This window comes from Klenkia brasiliensis (genome assembly GCF_900100695.1).
Taxonomy (GTDB): Bacteria; Actinomycetota; Actinomycetes; order Mycobacteriales; family Geodermatophilaceae; genus Klenkia; species Klenkia brasiliensis.
Genome location: NZ_FNCF01000002.1, coordinates 694709 through 716643, shown reverse-complemented (window position 1 = coordinate 716643; position 21935 = coordinate 694709). Strand labels below are relative to the sequence as shown.

At 72.4% G+C, this 21935-nt stretch carries 19 protein-coding genes; 2 read left to right on the top strand and 17 right to left on the bottom strand.

All coding sequences use genetic code 11. From position 1 onward, the window contains the following. Window positions 1-38: 38 nt before the first annotated feature. The 14 genes from rpoB to rplJ all read right to left on the bottom strand — a co-directional run bounded on the left by rpoB (window position 39) and on the right by rplJ (window position 17124). The gene (gene rpoB, locus BLT39_RS07825; RefSeq protein WP_242658242.1) at window positions 39-3536 is read right to left on the bottom strand and encodes a DNA-directed RNA polymerase subunit beta; all 3498 of its coding nucleotides are present in this window, start codon (window positions 3534-3536) and stop codon (window positions 39-41) included. A 318-nt stretch (window positions 3537-3854) separates the two neighbouring features. Next, entirely contained in the window at window positions 3855-4838 is a 984-nt protein-coding gene (locus tag BLT39_RS07820) for a hypothetical protein (RefSeq protein WP_091061376.1), read from the bottom strand. Window positions 4839-4845: 7 nt separating this feature from the next. Continuing rightward, window positions 4846-5604: a hypothetical protein gene (locus BLT39_RS07815; protein ID WP_091061374.1), complete on the bottom strand. Its 759-nt coding sequence runs from the start codon at window positions 5602-5604 to the stop codon at window positions 4846-4848. 101 nt (window positions 5605-5705) lie between these two features. Beyond that, window positions 5706-6980: an MCE family protein gene (locus BLT39_RS07810; RefSeq protein ID WP_091061372.1), complete on the bottom strand. Its 1275-nt coding sequence runs from the start codon at window positions 6978-6980 to the stop codon at window positions 5706-5708. After that, window positions 6977-8287, bottom strand: a complete 1311-nt coding sequence (locus tag BLT39_RS07805) for an MCE family protein (protein WP_091061370.1) — start codon at window positions 8285-8287, stop codon at window positions 6977-6979. The genes BLT39_RS07810 and BLT39_RS07805 overlap by 4 nt, the downstream gene beginning before the upstream one ends. Next, a complete protein-coding gene (locus BLT39_RS07800) occupies window positions 8284-9525 on the bottom strand; it encodes an MCE family protein (RefSeq protein WP_091061850.1) in 1242 nt (413 codons plus the stop codon). Before BLT39_RS07800 ends, BLT39_RS07805 begins: the two co-directional genes overlap by 4 nt. After that, the gene (locus BLT39_RS07795) at window positions 9522-10547 is read right to left on the bottom strand and encodes an MCE family protein (protein WP_091061848.1); all 1026 of its coding nucleotides are present in this window, start codon (window positions 10545-10547) and stop codon (window positions 9522-9524) included. Before BLT39_RS07795 ends, BLT39_RS07800 begins: the two co-directional genes overlap by 4 nt. After that, window positions 10547-11584, bottom strand: a complete 1038-nt coding sequence (locus tag BLT39_RS07790) for an MCE family protein (protein WP_165640195.1) — start codon at window positions 11582-11584, stop codon at window positions 10547-10549. The genes BLT39_RS07795 and BLT39_RS07790 overlap by 1 nt, the downstream gene beginning before the upstream one ends. Beyond that, window positions 11581-13014 (bottom strand): MCE family protein, encoded by a 1434-nt coding sequence (locus BLT39_RS07785; protein WP_091061368.1) that lies wholly within the window; start codon window positions 13012-13014, stop codon window positions 11581-11583. Before BLT39_RS07785 ends, BLT39_RS07790 begins: the two co-directional genes overlap by 4 nt. Then, window positions 13011-13880, bottom strand: coding sequence for an MlaE family ABC transporter permease (locus tag BLT39_RS07780; RefSeq protein ID WP_207507701.1), 870 nt, complete (start codon window positions 13878-13880; stop codon window positions 13011-13013). Before BLT39_RS07780 ends, BLT39_RS07785 begins: the two co-directional genes overlap by 4 nt. A gap of 2 nt (window positions 13881-13882) precedes the next feature. After that, window positions 13883-14704: an MlaE family ABC transporter permease gene (locus tag BLT39_RS07775; protein ID WP_242658241.1), complete on the bottom strand. Its 822-nt coding sequence runs from the start codon at window positions 14702-14704 to the stop codon at window positions 13883-13885. Beyond that, window positions 14701-15813 (bottom strand): ABC transporter ATP-binding protein, encoded by a 1113-nt coding sequence (locus tag BLT39_RS07770; RefSeq protein ID WP_207507699.1) that lies wholly within the window; start codon window positions 15811-15813, stop codon window positions 14701-14703. Before BLT39_RS07770 ends, BLT39_RS07775 begins: the two co-directional genes overlap by 4 nt. A 289-nt stretch (window positions 15814-16102) precedes the next feature. After that, a complete protein-coding gene (rplL, locus tag BLT39_RS07765; RefSeq protein ID WP_091061364.1) occupies window positions 16103-16495 on the bottom strand; it encodes a 50S ribosomal protein L7/L12 in 393 nt (130 codons plus the stop codon). Window positions 16496-16512: 17 nt separating this feature from the next. Continuing rightward, a complete protein-coding gene (gene rplJ, locus BLT39_RS07760; protein WP_091061362.1) occupies window positions 16513-17124 on the bottom strand; it encodes a 50S ribosomal protein L10 in 612 nt (203 codons plus the stop codon). 331 nt (window positions 17125-17455) lie between these two features. On the opposite strand from rplJ, the gene BLT39_RS07755 reads away from it, so the two are divergent. Both BLT39_RS07755 and BLT39_RS07750 read left to right on the top strand, forming a co-directional pair. After that, window positions 17456-18793, top strand: coding sequence for an SAM-dependent methyltransferase (locus tag BLT39_RS07755; RefSeq protein ID WP_091061360.1), 1338 nt, complete (start codon window positions 17456-17458; stop codon window positions 18791-18793). Between the two features lie 51 nt (window positions 18794-18844). Further along, window positions 18845-19627, top strand: coding sequence for a DUF1295 domain-containing protein (locus tag BLT39_RS07750; protein WP_207507690.1), 783 nt, complete (start codon window positions 18845-18847; stop codon window positions 19625-19627). Window positions 19628-19681: 54 nt separating this feature from the next. On the opposite strand, the gene rplA is transcribed toward BLT39_RS07750, so the two are convergent. The 3 genes from rplA to nusG form a co-directional block, all read right to left on the bottom strand. After that, on the bottom strand, window positions 19682-20404 hold the full coding sequence (rplA, locus tag BLT39_RS07745) for a 50S ribosomal protein L1 (RefSeq protein WP_091061356.1): 723 nt from the start codon (window positions 20402-20404) through the stop codon (window positions 19682-19684). 89 nt (window positions 20405-20493) lie between these two features. After that, a complete protein-coding gene (gene rplK / locus BLT39_RS07740; RefSeq protein ID WP_091061354.1) occupies window positions 20494-20922 on the bottom strand; it encodes a 50S ribosomal protein L11 in 429 nt (142 codons plus the stop codon). A 45-nt stretch (window positions 20923-20967) separates the two neighbouring features. Next, a complete protein-coding gene (gene nusG, locus BLT39_RS07735) occupies window positions 20968-21888 on the bottom strand; it encodes a transcription termination/antitermination protein NusG (RefSeq protein ID WP_091061351.1) in 921 nt (306 codons plus the stop codon). Window positions 21889-21935 lie beyond the last annotated feature (47 nt).

Here is a 21935-nt window from a genome sequence, read left to right as displayed (position 1 = left end):
GGCGCGGGGGTGTCGCGCACCCCCGCGCCGGCGACCGATCACACGTCCTCGACGGACGACGGCTCGCGGCGGGAGAGGTCGATGCCCAGCTCCTCCGCGGCCCGGAAGACCTCGTCGTCGGTGTCGCGCAGCTCGATGGCCTGCCCGTCACCGGAGAGCACCTCGACGTTCAGGCACAGGGACTGCAGCTCCTTGAGCAGCACCTTGAACGACTCCGGGATGCCCGGCTCGGGGATGTTCTCGCCCTTGACGATCGCCTCGTACACCTTGACGCGGCCGAGGATGTCGTCGGACTTGATGGTCAGCAGCTCCTGCAGCGCGTAGGCCGCGCCGTAGGCCTGCATGGCCCAGCACTCCATCTCGCCGAACCGCTGACCGCCGAACTGCGCCTTACCACCCAGCGGCTGCTGGGTGATCATCGAGTACGGACCGGTCGAACGGGCGTGGATCTTGTCGTCGACCAGGTGCAGCAGCTTCAGGATGTAGACGTAGCCCACCGAGATCGGCTCGGGGAAGGGCTCCCCGGACCGGCCGTCGAACAGCCGCGCCTTGCCGGTGTCCTTGACCAGGCGCTGCCCGTCGCGGGTGAGCGTGGTCGAGCCCAGCAGGCCGACGATCTCCTCCTCGCGGGCACCGTCGAACACCGGGGTCGCCGTGCGGGTGCCCGGCTCCGCGCCGCGCGCGCCCTGGGGCAGGTTGCGCGCCCATTCCGGGTCGCCCTCGACCTGCCACCCGGTCTTGGCCACCCACCCGAGGTGGGTCTCCAGGACCTGGCCGACGTTCATCCGGCCGGGCACGCCCAGCGGGTTGAGCACGATGTCGACCGGGGTGCCGTCCTCGAGGAAGGGCATGTCCTCCTGCGGGAGGATCTTGGAGATGACGCCCTTGTTCCCGTGGCGACCGGCCAGCTTGTCGCCGTCGGAGATCTTGCGCATCTGGGCCACGTAGACCCGGATGAGCTCGTTCACGCCGGCGGGCAGCTCGTCGCCGTCCTCGCGGGAGAACACCCGGACGCCGATGACCTTGCCGGACTCGCCGTGCTTGACCTTCAGCGACGTGTCGCGGACCTCGCGGGCCTTCTCGCCGAAGATGGCGCGCAGCAGGCGCTCCTCGGGGGTCAGCTCGGTCTCGCCCTTGGGCGTGACCTTCCCGACCAGGATGTCGCCCGGGACGACCTCGGCACCGATGCGGATGATGCCGCGCTCGTCGAGGTCGGCGAGGACCTCCTCGGAGACGTTCGGGATGTCCCGGGTGATCTCCTCGGCGCCCAGCTTCGTGTCGCGGGCGTCGACCTCGAACTCCTCGATGTGGATCGAGGACAGGACGTCGTCCTGCACGAGGCGCTGCGACAGGATGATCGCGTCCTCGTAGTTGTGGCCCTCCCACGGCATGAACGCCACGAGCAGGTTCTTGCCCAGCGCCATCTCGCCCTGGTCGGTGCAGGGGCCGTCGGCGATGACCTGGCCGACCTCGACCCGCTGGCCCTCCTCGACGACCGGCGTCTGGTTGATCGAGGTGCCCTGGTTCGAGCGGCGGAACTTCAGCAGCCGGTAGGTCTGCCGGGTCCCGTCGTCGGCCATCACGGTCACGTAGTCGGCCGTGGAGTCCTCCACGACGCCGGCCTTCTCCGCGGTGACGACGTCACCGGCGTCGACGGCGGCGCGCAGCTCCATGCCGGTGCCGACCAGCGGCGCCTCGCTGCGCAGCAGCGGGACGGCCTGGCGCTGCATGTTGGCACCCATGAGCGCGCGGTTGGCGTCGTCGTGCTCCAGGAACGGGATCATCGCGGTGGCGACCGAGGTCATCTGCCGCGGCGACACGTCCATGTAGTCGACGTTCTCGGGGGCCAGGTAGTCGACCTCGCCGCCCTTGGTGCGCACGAGCACGCGCTCCTCGGCGAGACGGCCCTTGGCGTCGAGCGGGCTGTTGGCCTGCGCGACGACGAAGCGGTCCTCCTCGTCGGCGGTGAGGTAGTCGATCTGGTCGGTGACGGTGCCGTCCTCGACCTTGCGGTACGGGGTCTCGATGAACCCGAAGGCGTTGACCCGCCCGAAGGAGGACAGCGACCCGATCAGGCCGATGTTCGGGCCCTCCGGGGTCTCGATCGGGCACATGCGGCCGTAGTGGCTGGGGTGCACGTCGCGCACCTCCATGCCGGCGCGCTCACGCGACAGACCACCCGGGCCCAGCGCCGACAGGCGGCGCTTGTGGGTCAGGCCCGCGAGCGGGTTGGTCTGGTCCATGAACTGCGACAGCTGGCTGGTGCCGAAGAACTCCTTGATGGAGGCGACGACCGGCCGGATGTTGATCAGGGTCTGCGGCGTGATCGCCTCGACGTCCTGGGTGGTCATCCGCTCGCGGACGACGCGCTCCATGCGGGACAGGCCAACCCGGATCTGGTTCTGGATCAGCTCGCCCACCGTGCGCAGGCGACGGTTGCCGAAGTGGTCGATGTCGTCGACGCCGTGGTCGGGCTCGCCGGCGTGCAGCTTCACCACGTACTCGATGGTGGCGACGATGTCGTCCTCGGTCAGCGTCTGCGTGGGCTGCGGGACGTCGACACCCAGCTTCTTGTTGACCTTGTAGCGGCCGACGCGGGCCAGGTCGTAGCGCTTGGGGTTGAAGAACAGGTTCTCCAGCAGCGCCTGGGCCGACTCGCGCGTCGGGGGCTCGCCCGGACGCAGCTTGCGGTAGATGTCCAGCAGCGCCTCGTCCTGGCCGGCGATGTGGTCCTTCTCGAGGGTGGCCAGCATCGTGGGCGACCACTGGAAGTGCTCGCGGATGCGGTCCTCGGTCCAGCCCAGCGCCTTGAGCAGCACGGAGACCGGCTGACGGCGCTTGCGGTCGATGCGGACGCCGACGGTGTCGCGCTTGTCGACGTCGAACTCCAGCCACGCCCCGCGGCTGGGGATGACCTTGGCGGAGAAGACGTCCTTGTCGCTGGTCTTGTCCAGGGTCTTGTCGAAGTAGACGCCCGGGGAGCGGACCAGCTGCGAGACGACCACGCGCTCGGTGCCGTTGATGACGAACGTGCCCTTGTTCGTCATGATCGGGAAGTCGCCCATGAACACCGTCTGGCTCTTGATCTCGCCGGTGGTGTTGTTCATGAACTCGGCGGTGACGAACAGCGGCGCCGCGTACGTCATGTCCTTGTCCTTGCACTCCTCGAGGGAGGCCTTGACGTCCTCGAAGCGCGGGTTGGAGAAGGACAGCGACATCGAGCCGCTGAAGTCCTCGATCGGGGAGATCTCCTCGAGGATGTCGGCCAGGCCGCCGACGGCGGTCTCCGCCTCCTCGGGGGACAGCGTCGCCTTCCACTCCGGGCTGCCGACGAGCCAGTCGAAGGAGGCCGTCTGCAGCGCCAGCAGATCCGGCACCTCGAGGGGCTCGTGGATCTTGGCGAACGAGACGCGGAGCGGGGCGCCGGGGATCTTCTGCGCTGCGGTGCCGGCGGTGTGCGCGCTGTTCTGGGGGTCGTCCGGGATGATCTGCTCGGTGCTGGTGGGGTTCGTGCTGGTGGGGCTGGAGCCTGCCAAGATGCGTCCTTCCAAGGACCTCACGACGTGCGGGCGGTCGGTGCTGGTCGTCGTCGGCGGTGGATGCGGCGCTGCGACCCGACGGCCGACTCGCACCCTCCCGACCTGGTCAACGCGGAGTGGCCCGTGGTGTTCCGGGGCACCCCTGGTGACCCGGCTCGGCGGGCAGGCAGTCAGAGGGCAGCGCAACAGGAGACCCTACCCGCGATCGGGACGGATGTCCACGTGGGGTCGGAGGGCTCGCGCCGCCGACGGGAATGATGCCGTAGGAGCGCCCGTCGCGACAGCCGGGCGCGCCGGTCGGTGCGCCCGGACCGCTCAGCTGCTGGTGAGCAGCGTGAGCTCGCTGATCTTCCAGCCGTCCCCGGTCTCGAGCACCGTCACCCGCACGGTCTGGGTGCACGACTGCGCGCCGTCGTCGGTCACCGTGCACTCCGAGCCGGCGGGGGCGGTCTGCGTGCCGGAGTTCACCGACTGCACGACGTAGTCGCCGAAGACCACCAGCGTGGCCTGGTCCTGGGACTGGTTGACCTGCTGCAGGCCGACCTCGAGCACGTCGTAGCTGGTGGTCGCCGACACCTGCTCGTAGGTGTCGATGATCCCGCCGGAGGACAGGTCGGACTCGTACTGGTCCCGCAGGTCGCCGGTCAGGGCGTCGAGCTTGCGCTGCACGCTGCCGTCGGAGTCGCGGTAGTCGTAGCCGTAGACGGCCTCCACCCCGCTGCGCGCGGCGTCGAAGATCGCCGGGTCGACCGACGTCGGGTGGGTGCGCTGCCACAGCAGCCACCCGCCGCCGGCGGCGGTGAGCACGCAGGCGACCGCGAGCACCAGGGCGAGCACACGGCTGCGGCCCCGGGCCGGGGCGGCACCGCGGCCGGTGCGGCGCCCGGTCCGCCGGGGCAGGGTCAGCCGACGGCGGCCCGCCCGGTCCTCCTGCGGGGCCTCCTCGGCGGGGGCGGTGGCAGCGCGCGCGGGCGGGCGGGGCCGCGCCTTCGGCAGCGGTGCGGCCTCGACGGTCCGCGACCGCGGGGCGGGACGACGGCGCGCCCCCGCCGCGTCGCCGGGAGCCGCGGCGCCGGGGGCCGGGTCGCCGTGGGCCGGGTCGCCGGCCGCCGGGTCGACCGGCACGGCGGCGGGTGCGACGGCGCCGGCGGCGTCGGTGGTGGTGTCGTCGTCGGCGCGGCGGCTGCCGGCCACGCGGGGCCGCGGCGCCGGCCGGGCGGCACCGGCGCGCGGGCGGGGGGTGGGCCGCGGCCGCGGACGGCCGGTGCCGCCCTCGGGGGCCTCGGGGGTGTCGGTCACGGTCGCGTCACCGTCCGGAGATCCCGGACAGCAGCCAGCGGCCGCCGTCCTTGGTGAGGTCGACCTCGATGCGGTAGCGCTGCACCTGGGCCTGCTGGGAGGCGCTGCTGGTCTGGGTCGACTGGATGACCATGTAGACGGTGGCGGTGCTGCCGTCGGCCGCGCCGACCGCGGCCCCGACCACCTCGGTGTTCACCACGGCCTGCGCGTCGGTGAGCGCCTGGCGGCTGTCGTTGAGCCGGTCCACCGACTCCTGGGTCAGGTCCCCGGTGGTCACCGCCTCGATCTGGGTGATGTCGTCGTCGAGGGTGAGGTAGTCGAAGGAGGTGACGTCGACGATGCCGGCCCGGGCGGCCTGCAGCGCGTCGACGTAGTCCCCGGTCGCCACCGCCGAGCTGCCCGGGCGGGTGAACCACAGGAAGCCGGTGCCGGCCAGCAGCAGCACCAGCAGGACGGCCAGGGCCGGCACCAGCGGCAGGGCCGCGCGGCGGGGGGCGCCGGCGGCGTCGTCCTCGCCGGCTGCGGTGGTCCCCTCCCCCGCCGCGGCCCGGCGGCGGGCGCGCCGACCCCGGCGGCCGCCGGTCCGGTCCCCGTCCTCGTCGGACGCGTCGGCCGTCGCGGCACCGGCCGAGGGGACCTCGCTGCTCGTGGCGCCGCCGGTCACGGCGTCGCCGGTCGTGGCGGCGTCCGTGGCGACGTCGGTGTGGGCGTCCGGGCGGCGGTCGGGCTCGGCCTCGGGCGAGCCCACCCGGGTCTGGTCGGTCACGGTGCGCTCCTCTCGGGTCGGTGCCGGCGGCGCGGGCGCAGGCGGCGGGCAGGTCACGGTAGCTGTCCGGGCCGGCACCGGCGCCGGTGCGGCCCGGCGGGTCAGCCGGCGGTGGTCGCGAACGGCGAGGCGCCCAGCAGCCCGCCGAGGAGGTCGGTGAACAGCCCGTCCAGGGCTGGGCCGCCGCCGACGGTCCCGCCCTGCGGTCCGGGCGACCCCTGCCCGCCGGCACCGCCGATGTTCTGCTCGCCGCGGATGTTGGAGCCGGTCTCGTCGATGCCGTCGCCCGGGTCCGGGTCGACACCGTTCACCACGTCGCAGCGCACCTGGCCGGTGTCCAGGCCGGCGACCGCGCCGGGCGAGGGCGTCGAGCCGCTGGAGACGTAGCCGCTGATGCACGCGTGCGGGTCGTCGGAGTTCAGCACGAACCCGAAGTGGGCGCGCATCTGCCCGTCGGCGTCCCGGCGGACCACGCTGAACCCGCCGGTGACCACCTCGGGGTAGGTGACCAGCAGCTGCTCCACGCCGTCCAGGCGCGGGGTGGTGACGTCGTTGAGCACGTCCAGGTTGCGGATCAGCGACCCCAGGCCCGGGCCGGCGTCCTGCACCAGCTGCTGCAGCGCGGCACCGGCGTCGGGGGCGTTGACCACCAGGCTGCGCAGGTCGGGGTCGCTGCTGACCAGGGTGTCCGACAGCAGCCGCAGGTTGGCCGCCCAGTCCTCGATGGCGCTGCGCGAGTCGGCCTGGGTCTGCAGCACGGTCTGCCCGTCGCGGATCAGCTGCAGCGTCTCGGGCAGGGACTGCTCGGCGCGGGTGAGCAGCAGGTTGCCGTTGTCGATCAGCCGGGACAGGTCCCCGCCGGCGCCGTCGAAGGCGGTGCCCAGCTCGTCGACCACGATCCGCAGGTTGTCGGTGTCGATCGACCCGACCAGGCCGTCGACGTCCTGCAGCAGCTGCTCGACCGGGATCGGGATCGAGGTCCGGTCCACCGGGATGACGGAGCCGTCGCCGAGGAACGGGCCGTCGGCGGAGTCGGGCCGCAGGTCGACGTACTGCTCGCCGACGGCGCTGCGGTTGGCGACCGCGGCCGCGGCGCCGGCCGGGATGGGCGGGGCGCCGTCGTCGATGCTCAGGTCGACCTCCACGCCGCCGTCGGTGAGCCGCATGTCGCTGACCCGGCCGACGGCGACCCCGCGGTAGGTGACCTCGGCGTTGACGAAGATGCCGCCGGAGTCGGTGAACTCGGCGGCGACGGTGTAGCCGCCGCCGAACAGCAGCCGGTCCAGCCCGACGTAGCGGAACCCGACGTAGCTCATGCCCAGCAGCGCGACGACCGCGAAGGCCAGCAGCTGCAGCCGGGTGGTGCGGGTGATCACCGGCCGGCTCCCGTCGTCAGGCCGGGGATGGCCGGCAGGCCCAGCAGGCCACCGCCCGAGCCCGAGCCGGTGGTGCCGGTGCCCGGCACGAGCGCGGTGAGGTCGGGCAGCGTGGGCAGGGTGAACCCGCCGCCGGAGCCGCTGCCGCCCGAGCCCTGGCCGGGGGTGGTGCCCGCCCCGCCACCCGGGCTGCCGGCGACGCCGCAGGTGTCGGAGACCTGGGAGGGGTCCAGCAGCACCAGGGCGCCGGTGGTCTGGTCGGTCACGTAGCGGCAGAACAGCTGGGTCAGGTCCAGGTTCAGGTCCGCGGTCATGTTGGTGAACAGGGCGTACCCGCCGGTCCGCTGGTCGGTGCGGTACTGCAGCGCGCTCAGCGAGCTGGCCGGGAAGGGGTAGGTCAGCAGCAGGTCCAGCGAGTTGGCCAGGTCCGGTCCGGCGGCGGCGAGCTGGCTGAGGATGGGCTGCAGGTCCTGCAGGTTGGCCACGGTGTCCGCGCCGGTCTCGTTGATGACCCGGGTGCCGACGTCGCCGAGCTGGGCGAGGGACTGCAGCATCGAGACCAGCAGACCGCGCTGGTCCTCCAGCACCGCCAGGCCCGGGCCGATGGTGTCCAGCGCCGTGGTCAGCGTCCCGGTGCCCTGGGCCAGCGTCGCGGCCAGCGCGTCGACGCTGTCCAGCGCCCGGTTGATCTCGGTCCGCTGGTCGTCCAGGCCGCCGATGAACGTGTCGAGCTGGTCGAGGGTGTTGCGGACGGCGTCCTCGCGGCCCTCCAGGGCCTGGCCGAGCTCGGAGGTGATCGTCTGCAGCTGGGTCAGCCCGCCGCCGTTGAGCACCAGGGACAGCGCGCCGAGGACCTCCTCGACCTCCACGTTGCGGTTGGTGCGGTCCAGGGTGATCAGCGAGCCGTCGCCGAGCTCGCCGGTGGGTGCCTCTCCCCCGCCGGGTGCGGCCAGCTCGACGTACTTCTCCCCCAGCAGCGAGCTCTGCTGGATCATCGCGACGGCGTTGGCCGGCAGGTCGACGTCCCCGTTGACCTCGACGGTGACCAGGGCGGTCCAGTCGGAGCCGAGCTGGATGTCGGTGACCTTGCCGACCGGCACGTCGGCGACCCGGACGCCGGACTGCGGCACCAGGTCGAGCACGTCGGCGAACTGGATCTGCACCGAGTACGGGTCGTCGCCGGTGTCGGCGCCGCCGGGCAGGTCCAGGGAGTAGGCCCCGCGGAACCCGCAGCCCGACAGCAGGACGGCGACGGCGGCCAGCGCGGCGGCACGGCGGGCGGCCGCGCGGCGGGGGGAGGTGGTCACGAGCCGGCTCCCGGGATCGAGGGCAGACCGGGCAGGGACGATCCCCCGCCGGGCGCGGACGACGACGGCGAGAAGATGGCGGTCAGCAGCTCCTGCAGGTCGGGGATGCCGTTGCCGTTGAGGTCCAGCAGCTGTCCGGTGGCGCCGGGGTCCCCGGACAGGATCCGCCCGCACACCTGGTCGATGGGGGGCAGCCCGAGCAGCGCGGTGGGGTCGGCCAGGTTCACCCCGCCCAGCTGCAGCCGGCCCGCCTGGCCCAGCAGCTGGCAGACCACGACGTCGGCGTTCTGGCTGCCGAGGGAGTTGTCGCGGGTGTCCAGGGTCCCGTAGTCGGGGTTGTAGGCGTGGGCCAGGTTGCCGATCGCCGCGGGTGCGACGTCGAGCACCTGGGCGAGGGCCTGGCGCTGCTGCACCAGGGTGAGGGTGACGTCGGCCAGCCGGTCGACGTTGGTGGTCAGCAGGGCGGTGTTCTGCTGCACGAAGGTGGCCACCTGGCCCAGCGCGGTGTTCAGCAGCGAGATGGCCTGGGCGAGGTCCTGCCGCTCGCCGGCCAGCTGGTCGGCGACGGCGGCCAGGTTCTGGTTGAACTGGCCGACCTGGCTGTCGATGGTGGCCAGCGCGCTGGTGAAGGTCTGCAGGTTCTCCACCGAGGCGAACAGGTCGTCGCGGTTGTCGGCCAGCGTGCGCACGGCCTGGGAGAAGCCGGACAGGGTGTCGTTGAGGGCCTGGCCGTTGCCGTCGAGGTTGGCCGCGGCGACGTCGACGAGGTCCGACAGCGCCCCGTCCGCGTTCGCCCCGGTCGGGCCCAGCGCGGTCGAGAGGTCGTCCAGCGCGCCGTACACCTGGTCGAGCTCGACCGGGGTGGCGGTGCGCTCCAGCGGGACGACGGCGCCGTCGGCCATCCGGTCGCCGCCGCTGTACACCGGGGCGAACTGCACGTACCGGTCGGCCACCAGCGACGGGGCCAGGATCACGGCGTCGGCGTCGGCGGGGACGGCGTAGTCCTCGTCGACCAGCATGTCCACCTTCACCCGGTCGCCCATCGGCACGACCGAGGTGATCGAGCCGACGTCGATGCCCAGGATCCGGACGCTGGAGCCCTCGTAGAGGCCCACGGCCTGGTCGAAGTAGGCGGTGACCCGCATCTGGCCGGCCGGGCGCAGCACCGCCCAGCCCAGCGCCCCGACCAGGACGAGGGCCGCGGCCAGCGCGACGAACCGCTGCAGCCGGGCGGTCACGGCGAGCACCCCACGAGGCCGCCGGTGCCCTGGGAGACCGAGCCGCACAGCGCGCCGCCGACGACCCCGGGGATCAGGTTGTCCACGAAGCTGTCGAACCAGCGCCCGTTGCCGAGCGTGTTGGTGAAGACCGTGACGAAGGGCGCCAGGTTGGCCACCGTGTCCCCCAGGTTCTGCCGGTTGCGCTCGAGGATGTCGGTCACCGTGGACAGCTGCGCCAGGGCCGGGGTGAGCGCGGCGGTGTTGTCCTGCACCAGCCCGGACAGCTGGGTCGACAGCTGCTGGGTGGTGGTGAGGATGGAGTCGATGAGCTGCCGGCGGTTCTGCACCTCGGTCAGCAGCGTGTTGGAGTCGATGATGAGCTGGGTGAACTCGCCGTTGCGGTCGGCGAGCACCTGCGTCACGTCCCGGGTGGCCGACAGCAGCTGCTGCAGCTGGGCGTCCCGGCTGGCGATGGTCTGGGACAGCCGGGAGAGCCCGTCGAGGGACGTGCGCACCTCGTCGGGGGTGTCGGCGAAGGTCTGGCTGAGCACCTCGAAGGACTGGGCGAGCTGACCGGTGTCGATGCTGTCGATGGTCTGCGCCAGCCCGCTGAAGGCCTGCACGACGTCGTAGGGCGAGGCGGTGCGGTCCAGCGGGATCGGCGTCCCCGGGTCCAGCGCCGTCGTGCCCTGCGGCACCAGCGCCAGGTACTTCGCGCCCAGCACCGTCTCGATCTTGATCGCCGCCTCGCTCCGGTCGCCGACGAAGGCGTCGCGGACCCGGAACTGCACGGTGACCGCGCCGTCCTCCAGCGCCAGGCTCTCCACCTGGCCGACCTTGACCCCGGCGACCCGCACCGGGTCGTCGGCCCGCAGGCCGGCGGCCTCGCTGAACTGCGCGGAGTAGACCGTGCCGCCGCCGATGAACGGCAGGGACTGCGCGTTGAAGGCCAGCAGCACCAGCAGCGCGATGACCGACAGGCTGACCGCCCCGATGGTCACCGGGTTGCGGTCGCGGAACGGGCGGGACTCGCGGGCCATCAGCTGCACCCCGCCGAGTTGTTCTGCGCCCCGCCCGGGGGCACCTGGGTGGTGCCGACGACGGGCAGGGTGACCACGCCGGACGCCGAGCAGAGGTAGAAGTTGAACCAGCTGCCGTTGACCGCCGTCCGGGTGATCAGGTCGATCTTGGTCGGGGCCAGCTGCAGGAAGCCCTCCAGCACGTCGCCGCTGTCGGCCAGGTTGGTCGAGAGGTCCCCGAGCGCGGTGATGTCGGCGGCCAGCGGCGGCCGGGCGTCGCTGAGGAACTGGGACGTGGTCGAGGCCAGCCCGTCGATGGTCTGCAGCGAGTCGAAGATGGCCTGCCGGTCCTCCGTCAGCCCCGAGACGAACTGCTGCAGCGAGACCACCAGGTCCGACAGCTGCTGGTCGCGGGCGGCGACCGTGCCCACGACGGTGGTGAGGTTGTCGATGACGCTGCCGACGACCTGGTCCTTGTCGGCCAGGGAGTTCGTCAGCGACCCCACGTGCGCCAGCAGGCTCTGCACCGTGCCGCCCTCGCCCTGGAAGACCTGGATGAGCTCGTAGGACAGCCGGTTCACGTCGTCGGGGTCCAGGGCCTGGAACAGCGGCTGGAACCCGCCGAACAGCACGGTGAGGTCCAGCGCCGGCTTGGTCTGGGCGACCGGGATCATGTCGCCGGCCGCGAGGGTCTGCCCACCCGAGCCCGACCCCTCGGTCAGGGAGATGTAGCGCTGGCCGACGAGGTTGCGGTACTTGATCGTGGCCTGGACGTCGGCGGGCAGCGGCACGTCGGAGGACACCTCGAAGCCGACCTCGGCCTGCGGCGCCTCCTCGTCGCCGGTCAGGCCGATGTCGGTGACCTGGCCGACGCGCACCCCGGCGATGCGCACCTCGTCGCCGGCGACCAGGCCCGCGACGTCGGTGAACTGCGCCCGGTAGGCGGTCTGGTCGCCGTAGCCGGCGTTGGTGATGGTGGCCAGCAGGACGTAGCTGGCCAGGATCGTGACCATCGCGAAGACGACCAGCTTCACGATGGGTGCGGTCAGCCCCCTCACGGCACCATCACCTGCGTCCCGCGCAGCAGCGGCGCCAGGCTGGACGCGGCCAGGTCGGACACCTGCGAGGGGTCGACGCCGGTCTGGTAGCCCAGCAGGCCGCGGACGAAGTCCAGCTCGGCCGACGACCCGGCGACGCTCGCCGCGCCCCCGGCCCCGCCGTCGGTCAGCCCGCGGGGGAACGCCGAGGCCAGGTCGACGTCGGTGCCCACGCCCGTGCCGTCCCGGCCGGTGCGGGTGTCGGGCGAGGGCAGGTCGGTCGGCCCCGTGCCGCCGAGGCAGCGCGGGTTGCCCGACACCGGGTTGTCCGCGGAGTCGACGCCGTCCAACGGCGGGACCGGGCAGTAGAACTCGCCCTGCGCGGCCGCGGCGATGACGCCGTCGATGTCCCCCAGCCCCCGGCAGTCCGGCCCCGACACGTCGTCGTAGGCCGGCTGGTCACCGGGCACGTAGGGGTTGCGCGGCGGCAGCGTCACCGTGATGTTCAGGTTCAGCGCCGGGTCGCCGTCGGCACCGAAGGCCTCGGAGATCATCGGGTTGAACCGGGCCAGGCCGTTGAGCAGGCACGGGTACTCCGGGGAGTAGCGGGCCAGCAGCGACAGCACCGGCCGCGAACCCTGGGCCAGCTGGATCAGCGCGCCCTCGTTCTGCTGCAGGAAGCCGGCCGCGGTCTGCGCCGAGGAGCCGACCACGGTGAAGGTCCGGCGCAGCTGCTCGGCCTGGTCGACGACCGTGCTCGCGGTGACCGAGAGGTTGTCCAGCACCGCCAGGATGTCCGGCGCCGCGGACTCGTAGGTGTCGGCGACGTCGGCCAGCAGCGAGATGTCGGCCTGCAGCTCGGGCAGCACCGTGTTGATCTGGCCGACGTAGCTGCCGGTGTCGGCCAGGTTCTGGCCCAGCCGGTCGCCGCGGCCGCGCAGCGCGTCGGCCACCGCGCCCAGGGTGTAGGACAGGTCGGCCGGGTCGACGGCCTGCAGCAGCGGCAGCAGGTCGTCGATGACCCGCTCCAGCTCGATGGCGTTCTCGCTGCGGTCCTGCGGGATGGTGTCGCCGGCGGCCAGCCGCTCGGCGCTCGGGTCGTCGGGGATGACGAGGGAGACGAACCGCTCGCCGAACAGCGTCTTGGGCAGCAGCCGGGCGTTCACGTCGGCCGGGATCTGGTCCAGGTACTCGGGCTGGATGGCCAGCTCGACCGTGGCGCCCTGCGCCGAGGCCTGCACGTCGCGCACCTCCCCGACGATGACGCCGCGGACCTTGACGTCGCTGGCCCGCTGCAGCTGGTTGCCGATCGTGTCGGTCTGCAGGGTGACGGTCACCGCCCCGCTGAACGCCTTCTGGTAGGTGGCCACGGCCAGCCCGAGCAGCAGGGCGATGACCACCAGGAAGGCCAGCCCCTGCACCCGTCGCAGCGCAACCCTGCGCCCGCTCATCCTGCGATCCTCACCGTCGTCGTCGAGCCCCAGATGGCCAGGGACAGGAACAGGTCGATGACCATCACGGCCACGATCGAGAAGCGCACCGCGCGGCCCACGGCCAGCCCGACACCGGCGGGCCCGCCGCCGGCCCGGTAGCCGTAGTAGCAGTGCGACAGGATGATCACGACGCTGAAGACGAGCACCTTGACGAAGGACCAGAGCACGTCCTGCGGTGGCAGGAACAGGTTGAAGTAGTGGTCGTAGGTGCCCGCCGACTGCCCGTACACCGAGGTGGTGATGGTGCGGGTGGCGAAGTAGCTGGTGAGCAGCCCGATGACGTAGAGCGGGATGACGGCGACGAAGCCGGCGACGATGCGGGTGGTGACCAGGAACGGCAGCGAGGGCACGCCCATGACCTCCAGGGCGTCGATCTCCTCGTTGATCCGCATCGCGCCGATCTGCGCGGTGAACCCGCAGCCGACCGTCGCCGACAGCGCCAGCCCGGCCACCAGGGGCGCGATCTCGCGGGTGTTGAAGTACGCGGAGAGGAACCCGGTGAACGCCGAGGTGCCCAGCTGGTCCAGTGCCTGGTAGCCCTGCAGGCCGACCTCGGTGCCGGTGAAGAAGGACAGGAAGGCGATGACGCCGACGGTGCCGCCGACCACGGCCAGCGCGCCGGTCCCGAAGCTGACCTCGGCCAGCAGCCGGAAGGTCTCCCGCTTGTAGCGGCGCAGCGTGCGCGGCGTCCAGCCCAGCGCGCGGCCGTAGAAGCTGACCTGGTCCCCGAGGTCCTCGAGGGTGGCCATGGGCCGGCCGTAGACGGTGCGCACCAGGCGGCGCGCGCGGACCTTGACCCGGTCGACGGGTGAGAGGAGGGCCATCGTCACTGGCCCTTCGGCGGCACGAGCTGGAAGTAGATGGCCGTGATGACGAAGTTGACCGCGAACAGCAGCAGGAAGGTGATGACCACCGACTGGTTCACCGCGTCGCCGACGCCCTTGGGGCCACCGCCGGCCCGCAGGCCCTTGTAGGAGGCCACGATCCCGGCGATCAGCCCGAAGATCAGCGCCTTGAGCTCGCCGGACCAGAAGTCCTGCACCTGGGCCAGCGCGCTGAACGAGGCCAGGTAGGCGCCCGGGGTGCCGCCCTGCAGGATGACGTTGAAGAAGTACCCGCCGGAGACCCCGACGACCGAGACCAGGCCGTTGAGCAGGACGGCGACCAGCATCGCGGCCAGCACGCGGGGCACCACGAGGCGCTGGATCGGGGAGATCCCGAGGACCTCCATCGCGTCGATCTCGTCGCGGATCTTGCGGGCGCCCAGGTCGGCGCAGATGGCCGAGCCGCCGGCGCCGGCGATGAGCAGCGCGGTGACGATCGGGCTGGCCTCGCGCAGCACGGCCAGCACCGACGCCGAGCCGGTGAAGGACTGCGCGCCCAGCTGCCGGGTGAGCGAGCCCAGCTGCAAGGCGATGACCGCGCCGAAGGGGATGGCGACCAACGCGGTCGGCAGGATCGTCACCGACGCGACGAACCAGGTCTGCTGGATGAACTCCCGCAGCTGGAACGGCCGCCGGAACACCGCCCGGACGACGTCGAGGGCGAAGGCGAAGAGGTTGCCGCTGGCCTTGAGCGGGCGCGCCGGGGAGAACTTCCCGTCCAGCAGCCCCGGTGCCTTCGGCTTCTCCCCCGGGGTTGCCGTCACGGACAGCCCCGGGGGTCGGGGACCACCAGGTCGGCACCGTCCTCGGTGCGCCACTCGCGCCCGCCACCGGCCGTGGGCGCGAAGGAGCCCGAGTCGGCCAGCGCGAGCAGGTCGGCCGGCAGGCTGGCGCGGATGGCGTCGGCGGTGGCCGGGTCGTAGGTGTGCAGCATCCGGGCCACCCGCTCCTGGCGGCGGCGCACGGCCTTGCGCTCGGGCAGGCCGGGGCTGGGCTCCAGCTGCGGCGGCACGGCGTCCCCGCCCGAGGCGCCCTTGGGCCCGACGCCGTTGTGCGCGTCGCCCCCGCGCGCCTCCAGGGCGGCCATCTCGGCCTCGACCTGGGCGACGTCCTTCTCCTCGCTCATCCCGATCGGGCCCTCGCGGCGGCCGTTGAGGAACTGCCGGACGACGGGCTCCTGGCTGGTGAGCAGCTGCTCGCGCGGCCCGAACATCGCCAGGTGCCGGCGGAAGAGCAGGCCGAGGTTGTCGGGCACGGTGCGGGCGGTGCCGATGTCGTGCGTGACGATGAGGAACGTGGCGTCGATCTGCGCGTTGAGGTCGACGATGAGCTGGTTGAGGTAGGCCACCCGGACCGGGTCGAGGCCGGAGTCGGGCTCGTCGAAGAGGATGACCTCGGGGTCCAGCACCAGCGCGCGGGCGATGCCGGCGCGCTTGCGCATGCCGCCGGAGATCTCCCCGGGGAGCTTCCCCTCGGTGCCGGCCAGGCCGACCATGTCCATCTTCTCCATGACGATGGACCGGACCTCGGACTCGCTCTTCCTGGTGTGCTCGCGCAGCGGGAAGGCGATGTTGTCGTAGAGGTTCATCGAGCCGAACAGCGCGCCGTCCTGGAAGAGCACGCCGAACAGCCGCCGGACGTCGTAGAGCTCGCGCTCGGAGCAGCTGACGATGTCGGTGTCGGTCATGACGATCGACCCGCGCTCGGGCTTGAGCAGGCCCACCAGCGACTTGAGGAAGACCGACTTGCCGGTGCCCGAGGGGCCGAGCATCACCGAGATCTCGCCCGGGGGGAGGGTCAGGGTCACGTCGGACCAGATGTTCTGGCTGCCGAAGGACTTGGTGAGCCCCTCCACGTGCACGGCCACGCCCACGGTCCGACCTCCTCCACCGGCTACGGTGCCGGCGCCACTGCCCGTGCTGGGCCCCGGCATCATGCGGCCCCACCTGCGGCCGCGCATGTCTACCGGGGAGTAACGAGGGACGAGGTTAGTGGTTACGCAGGTCACGGCAATCGGGTGGCCCCCGTCTCACACGAACTCGTGACCTCACCGCGATCTGCCGCGCACGCAGCAGGGGCCGCACCCCCGGGTGGAGGTGCGGCCCCTGCTGTGGATCGGTGTCACCCGCAGGCGACGGGCCCGGCGTGCGCCGGGCGGGGTGTCACTTGACGGTGACGGTGGCGCCGGCGCCCTCGAGGGCGGCCTTGGCCTTGTCCGCGGCGTCCTTGGCGACCTTCTCCAGGACCGGCTTCGGCGCGCCGTCGACCAGGTCCTTGGCCTCCTTGAGGCCGAGCGAGGTCAGGCCGCGCACCTCCTTGATGACCTGGATCTTCTTGTCGCCGGCAGCCTCGAGGATGACGTCGAACTCGTCCTGCTCGGCAGCGGCCTCGGGGGCGGCGGCGCCACCACCGGCACCGGGGGCGGCGGCGACGGCGACGGGGGCGGCGGCGGTGACCTCGAAGGTCTCCTCGAACTGCTTCACGAAGTCCGACAGCTCCAGGAGGGTCATCTCCTTGAAGGCGTCGAGCAGCTCGTCGGTGGACAGCTTGGCCATGGTTCTTCTCCTACTGGTCAGTCGTCGCTGGCCGCGGGCGCGGCGTCAGCGTCGGTGTCGGGGGTGGTGGGTGCAGCAGCAGCGGTGTCGTCGGCGGCGGCCTCGGGAGCGTCGCCCGCGGGCTTCTTCTCCTTGAGGGCCTCGGCGAGCCGGGCGACCTGCGACAGCGGGGCCTGGAACAGCCCGGCGGCCTTGGTCAGGTTGCCCTTCATCGCGCCGGCCAGCTTGGCCAGCAGGACCTCGCGGGACTCGACGTCGGCGAGGCGGGTGACCTCGGCGGCGTCGACCGGACGACCCTCGACGACGCCGCCCTTGACCACGAGGGCCGGGTTGGCCTTCGCGAAGTCGCGGATCGCCTTGGCGGCCTCGACCGGGTCACCGGCGATGAACGCGATGGCGGTCGGGCCGGTGAGCAGCGGGGCCAGCTCGGAGAAGCCGACGGAGTCCGCGGCCCGCTTCGTCAGGGTGTTCTTGACGACGGCGTAGCTGCTGCCCGCACCGAGGGAACGACGCAGCTGGCTCAGCTGCGCCACGGTCAGCCCGCGGTACTCGGTGAGCACCGCCGCACTCGAGTCCTGGAACCGGCTGGTGATCTCCGCGATCGCCGCATCCTTGGCCTGCGTGGGCATGGGCCTCCTCTCTCAGTCGGGGCGACCACCGGAGGAGGCACGGCGCGCACCGATCGAGGGGCCCGGAGACGACGGACGCCCCGGCGCAGGGCGCACGGGGCGTGGGCAGGCACGAGACCTGGCGACGAACCGTTCACCTGCGCGGGCCGCCCGGACGGATCCGGGACCTTCGATCGCACGCGGACGTGCGACGACCAGCGGTCTGGGGGGAACGCGGAGAAGAGTACACGCCGCGGACGACGCGCGGCCACGGGCATCCGCTGGGCCCCCCGCGCGCGAATGCCGCACGATCTACCCGCACGTCGTCGCCAGGACAGGAGCACCACCTCACATGAGCACCCCCGACCGCACCGTCGCCGGCCGCCTGGCCGGCCTCGTGGGCGAGGTCTTCGGCGGCCGCGTCCCGGTCCGCATCCGCGCCTGGGACGGCAGCGAGGCCGGCCCGGCCGACGCCCCCGTCGTCGTCCTGCGCAGCCGCACGGCGCTGCGCCGGCTGCTCTGGGACCCCAACGAGCTCGGGCTGGCCCGGGCCTACGTCGCCGGCGAGATCGACGTCGAGGGCGACCTGGCCGAGGGCCTGTCCCGGGTCTGGTCGCTGGTCCGCGAGCGGCCCCCGGCCCTGCCGGGCGTGCGCGACCAGCTGCGCTGGGCCCGGACGGCGGTGCGCCTGGGCATCGTCGGCCCGCGCCCGGCCGCCCCGCCGGAGGAGGCGGTGCTGTCGGGCGAGAAGCACACCACCGACCGCGACAGCGACGCGATCAGCTACCACTACGACCAGAGCAACGACGTCTACCAGGCCCTGCTCGACGAGCACATGGCCTACTCCTGCGCCTACTTCCGCGAGGACCCGGCGACCGACCCCGGTGCCGCCGACGGCAGCTACACCGTCACCGAGGCGCAGCGGGACAAGCTGGAGCTGGTCTGCCGCAAGCTCGGCCTGCAGCCGGGCATGCGGCTGCTGGACGTCGGCTGCGGCTGGGGCTCGATGATCGTCTACGCCGCCCAGCACCACGGCGTGCACGCCACCGGCGTCACCATCTCGGCCCAGCAGCGCGACCACATCGAGAAGGTCGTCGCCGAGCGCGGCCTGGCCGACCGGGTCACCGTGCGGCTGCAGGACTACCGCGACGTGCCGATGCCCGCCGAGGGCCCCTACGACGCGATCAGCTCCATCGAGATGAGCGAGCACGTGGGCCAGGAGCAGTACCCGGTCTACGCGGCCACCCTGCACCGGCTGGTGCGCCCGGGCGGCCGGGTGCTGGTGCAGGCCATGAGCCACCCCAGCGCCCCGGGGGGCGGCGCGTTCATCGAGCGCTACGTCGCGCCCGACATGCACATGCGCCCGACCTGGCAGACCGCCGAGATGCTGGCCGCGCCGGGCCTGGAGCTGCGGGACGTGGAGAGCATCCGCGAGCACTACGACTGGACCGTGCGCGCCTGGGCCCAGCGCCTCGAGGACCGCTGGGACGACGTGGCCGGGCTGATCGGCACCGCAGGGGCGCGCATCTGGCGGCTCTACCTGGCCGGCGGCGGGCTGACGTTCGCGGAGAACCGGATGGGCGTGGACCAGCTGCTGTTCAGCAAGCCGCGCCCGGACGGCCGCAGCGGGATGCCCGCCACCCGCAGCTCCTGGCACGAGGGCCTGGGCGCCCCCCGCCGGGCCTCCTGACGGGCCCGGCGCGGCGTGGGGCTGGACTGGGGCGCGTTCGGCTGGAGCGCCTTGATCACGTCCGGTGTCCTGCTGGCCGTGTTCACCGGCACCTGGCTGCTGGCCCTGCGGCTGGGCCGGCACTCGGTGGTCGACCTGGTGTGGGGGCTGGGGTTCGTCGTGGTCGCCCTCACCGGGCTGCTCACCGCCCGGGCGGGCGGGCACGGCGACCTCGGCCGCCAGCTGCTCGTGCTGGCGCTGACGACGGCGTGGGGTGTGCGCCTGGCGGTGCACATCGGCCGGCGCAACGGGGACCGGGAGGACCCGCGGTACGAGGAGATCGCCGGGCGCGCCCGGGGCTCGGTGGCCGCGCACCTCTACCGCCGGGTCTACCTGCCGCAGACCGCCGTCCTGCTCGTGGTGTCCCTGCCCCTGCTGGTCGCCGCCCTCCAGGACGGGCCGGCCACCACGGGCTGGCCGCTGGTGGTGGCCCTGCTGGGGGTGGCCGTCTGGTCGCTGGGCTTCACCTTCGAGACCGTCGGCGACTGGCAGCTGGAGCGGTTCAAGGCCGACCCGGCCAACCGGGGGAAGGTCAACGACCGGGGGCTGTGGCGGTACACGCGCCACCCGAACTACTTCGGCGACGCCTGCGTGATGTGGGGCCTGTGGCTGCCCACCGCGGCGCACTGGTCGGGCTGGGTGTTCGTGGTCTGCCCGGTGCTCATGACCCTGAACCTGGTCAAGGGGTCCGGGGCGGCGATGACCGAGCGCCGGATGGCGAGCTCCCGGCCGGGGTTCGCCGAGTACGTGGCCCGCACCAGCGCCTTCGTCCCCTGGCCGCCGAAGCGGTCCTGAACGCACGACGCCCCCGCAGCCGGTGGCTGCGGGGGCGTCTGCGGTGCGGTTCCGTCAGACCTGCGAGGCCTCGTCGACCAGCAGGTTGCGGGTGCGGTTCGGGTCGACCGGGATGCCCGGGCCCATGGTGGTCGAGACGGTGACCTTGCGGACGTAGCGGCCCTTGGCGGCCGACGGCTTGGCCCGCAGCACCTCGTCGAGGGCGGCGGCGTAGTTCTCCACCAGCTTGGTCTCATCGAAGGAGACCTTGCCGATGACCAGGTGCAGGTTGGACTGCTTGTCGACGCGGAAGTTGATCTTCCCGCCCTTGATGTCGTTGACGGCCTTGGTGACGTCGGGGGTCACGGTGCCGGTCTTCGGGTTCGGCATCAGGCCGCGGGGGCCGAGGATCCGGGCGATCCGGCCGACCTTGGCCATCTGGTCGGGGGTGGCGATCGCGGCGTCGAAGTCCAGGAAACCGCCCTGGATGCGCTCGATCAGGTCGTCCGAGCCGACGACGTCGGCGCCGGCGGCCTCGGCCTCGGCGGCCTTGTCACCGGTCGCGAAGACGATGACGCGGGCGGTCTTGCCGGTGCCGTGGGGCAGGTTGACCGTGCCGCGGACCATCTGGTCGGCCTTGCGGGGGTCGACCCCGAGGCGGATGGCGACCTCGACGGTCGCGTCGTACTTGGTGGTCGACGTCTGCTTCGCCAGCCCCGCCGCCTGCAGCGGGCTGTAGAGCTGGGTGGCGTCGACGAGCTCCGCTGCCTTGCGGAAGTTCTTGCCGTGCTTGGCCATGGTGGCGCTCCTGTCTGCGCCCGCTCGCGCGGGCGGTCGTGTGGTGAACGGGCCTGGGCGGCCCTCCCACGAACTGCTGGGGGTGCTGCTTACTGGACGGTGATGCCCATCGACCGGGCGGTGCCGGCGATGATCTTCTCGGCCTGGTCCAGGTCGTTGGCGTTCAGGTCCTCCATCTTGACCTGGGCGATCTCGCGCACCTGGTCACGGGTGACCGTGGCGACCTTGGTCTTGTGCGGCTCGCCGGAGCCCTTCTCCACACCGGCGGCCTTGAGCAGCATGCGCGCGGCCGGCGGGGTCTTGGTGATGAAGGTGAACGAGCGGTCCTCGAAGACCGAGATCTCCACCGGGACGATGTCCCCGCGCTGCGACTCGGTCGCGGCGTTGTAGGCCTTGCAGAACTCCATGATGTTGACGCCGTGCTGGCCGAGCGCCGGACCGACGGGCGGGGCGGGGGTGGCCGCACCGGCCTTGATCTGGAGCTTGATGACCGCGGTCAACCGCTTCCTGGGGGGCATGACTTCCTCTTCTTGTCGTTCAGGGGGTGGTGCGGATCAGCCGGGTCAGAGCTTCTGGACCTGGCTGAAGGACAGCTCGACCGGCGTCTCGCGGCCGAAGATGGAGACCAGGACCTGCAGCTTCTGCTGCTCGGCGTTGATCTCGTTGATGGTGGCCGGCAGCGTGGCGAAGGGGCCGTCCATGACGGTGACCGACTCGCCGACCTCGAAGTCCACGACGGGGCTGCTGGGCGTGCCGGCGGCCGGCGCACCGGCCTCGGGGGACGCGGCGGCCTTCGGCGTGGTCGCGGGGACCAGCAGCTTGACGACCTCGTCCAGGCTCAGCGGCGAGGGCCGGGAGGTGGCGCCGACGAAGCCGGTGACGCCGGGGGTGTTGCGCACCGCGCCCCACGAGTCGTCGGTCAGGTCCATCCGGACCAGCAGGTAGCCGGGCAGCACCTTGCGGTTGACCTGGACCCGCTTGCCGTTCTTGATCTCGGTGACCTCTTCGGTCGGGACCTCGATCTGGAAGATGTAGTCCTCCATGTCGAGGCTGGTGATCCGCGACTCGAGGTTGGTCTTCACCTTGTTCTCGTAGCCGGCGTAGGAGTGGATGACGTACCAGTCGCCGAACGCGCCGGCCAGCGCCTTGCGCATGGCCTCGGCGGGGTCCTCGTCCTCCTCCTCGGCGGTCGCGAGGACCTCCTCGGTGAGGGGGTCGTGGTCGGGCGCCGGCTCCAGCGAGGTGTCCCCGACCAGGGCGTCGTCGACCGCACCGCGGGCGTTGCCGGAGCCGCCGGCGACCGCGTCGGCCATCGGGTTGTCGGCGGTCAGGTCGCCGGTGTCCACGGAGCCCTCGGCCGCACCGGTCTCGCGCACGCCGGTCTCGGCGTCGACGGCACCGGTGGCGGCGTCCACGGCGGCGTCGGCCGTCGGGTCCTCGGTGGCGTCGGCGACGACGTCGTCGTTCTCGCGGGGGTCGGTCACGGGGTGGGTCTCTTTCCTGTGCGTCGGTGGGGCGGGGTCGGTGGCGG

Excerpts from the sequence above, each read along its gene's own strand:
- BLT39_RS07795 (WP_091061848.1), bottom strand. The coding sequence starts at position 10,547 with ATGGCCCGCGAGTCCCGCCCGTTCCGCGACCGCAACCCGGTGACCATC.
- BLT39_RS07785 (WP_091061368.1), bottom strand. The coding sequence starts at position 13,014 with ATGAGCGGGCGCAGGGTTGCGCTGCGACGGGTGCAGGGGCTGGCCTTC.
- BLT39_RS07780 (WP_207507701.1), bottom strand. The coding sequence starts at position 13,880 with ATGGCCCTCCTCTCACCCGTCGACCGGGTCAAGGTCCGCGCGCGCCGC.
- rplL (WP_091061364.1), bottom strand. The coding sequence starts at position 16,495 with ATGGCCAAGCTGTCCACCGACGAGCTGCTCGACGCCTTCAAGGAGATG.
- rplJ (WP_091061362.1), bottom strand. The coding sequence starts at position 17,124 with ATGCCCACGCAGGCCAAGGATGCGGCGATCGCGGAGATCACCAGCCGG.
- BLT39_RS07755 (WP_091061360.1), top strand. The coding sequence starts at position 17,456 with ATGAGCACCCCCGACCGCACCGTCGCCGGCCGCCTGGCCGGCCTCGTG.
- rplA (WP_091061356.1), bottom strand. The coding sequence starts at position 20,404 with ATGGCCAAGCACGGCAAGAACTTCCGCAAGGCAGCGGAGCTCGTCGAC.
- rplK (WP_091061354.1), bottom strand. The coding sequence starts at position 20,922 with ATGCCCCCCAGGAAGCGGTTGACCGCGGTCATCAAGCTCCAGATCAAG.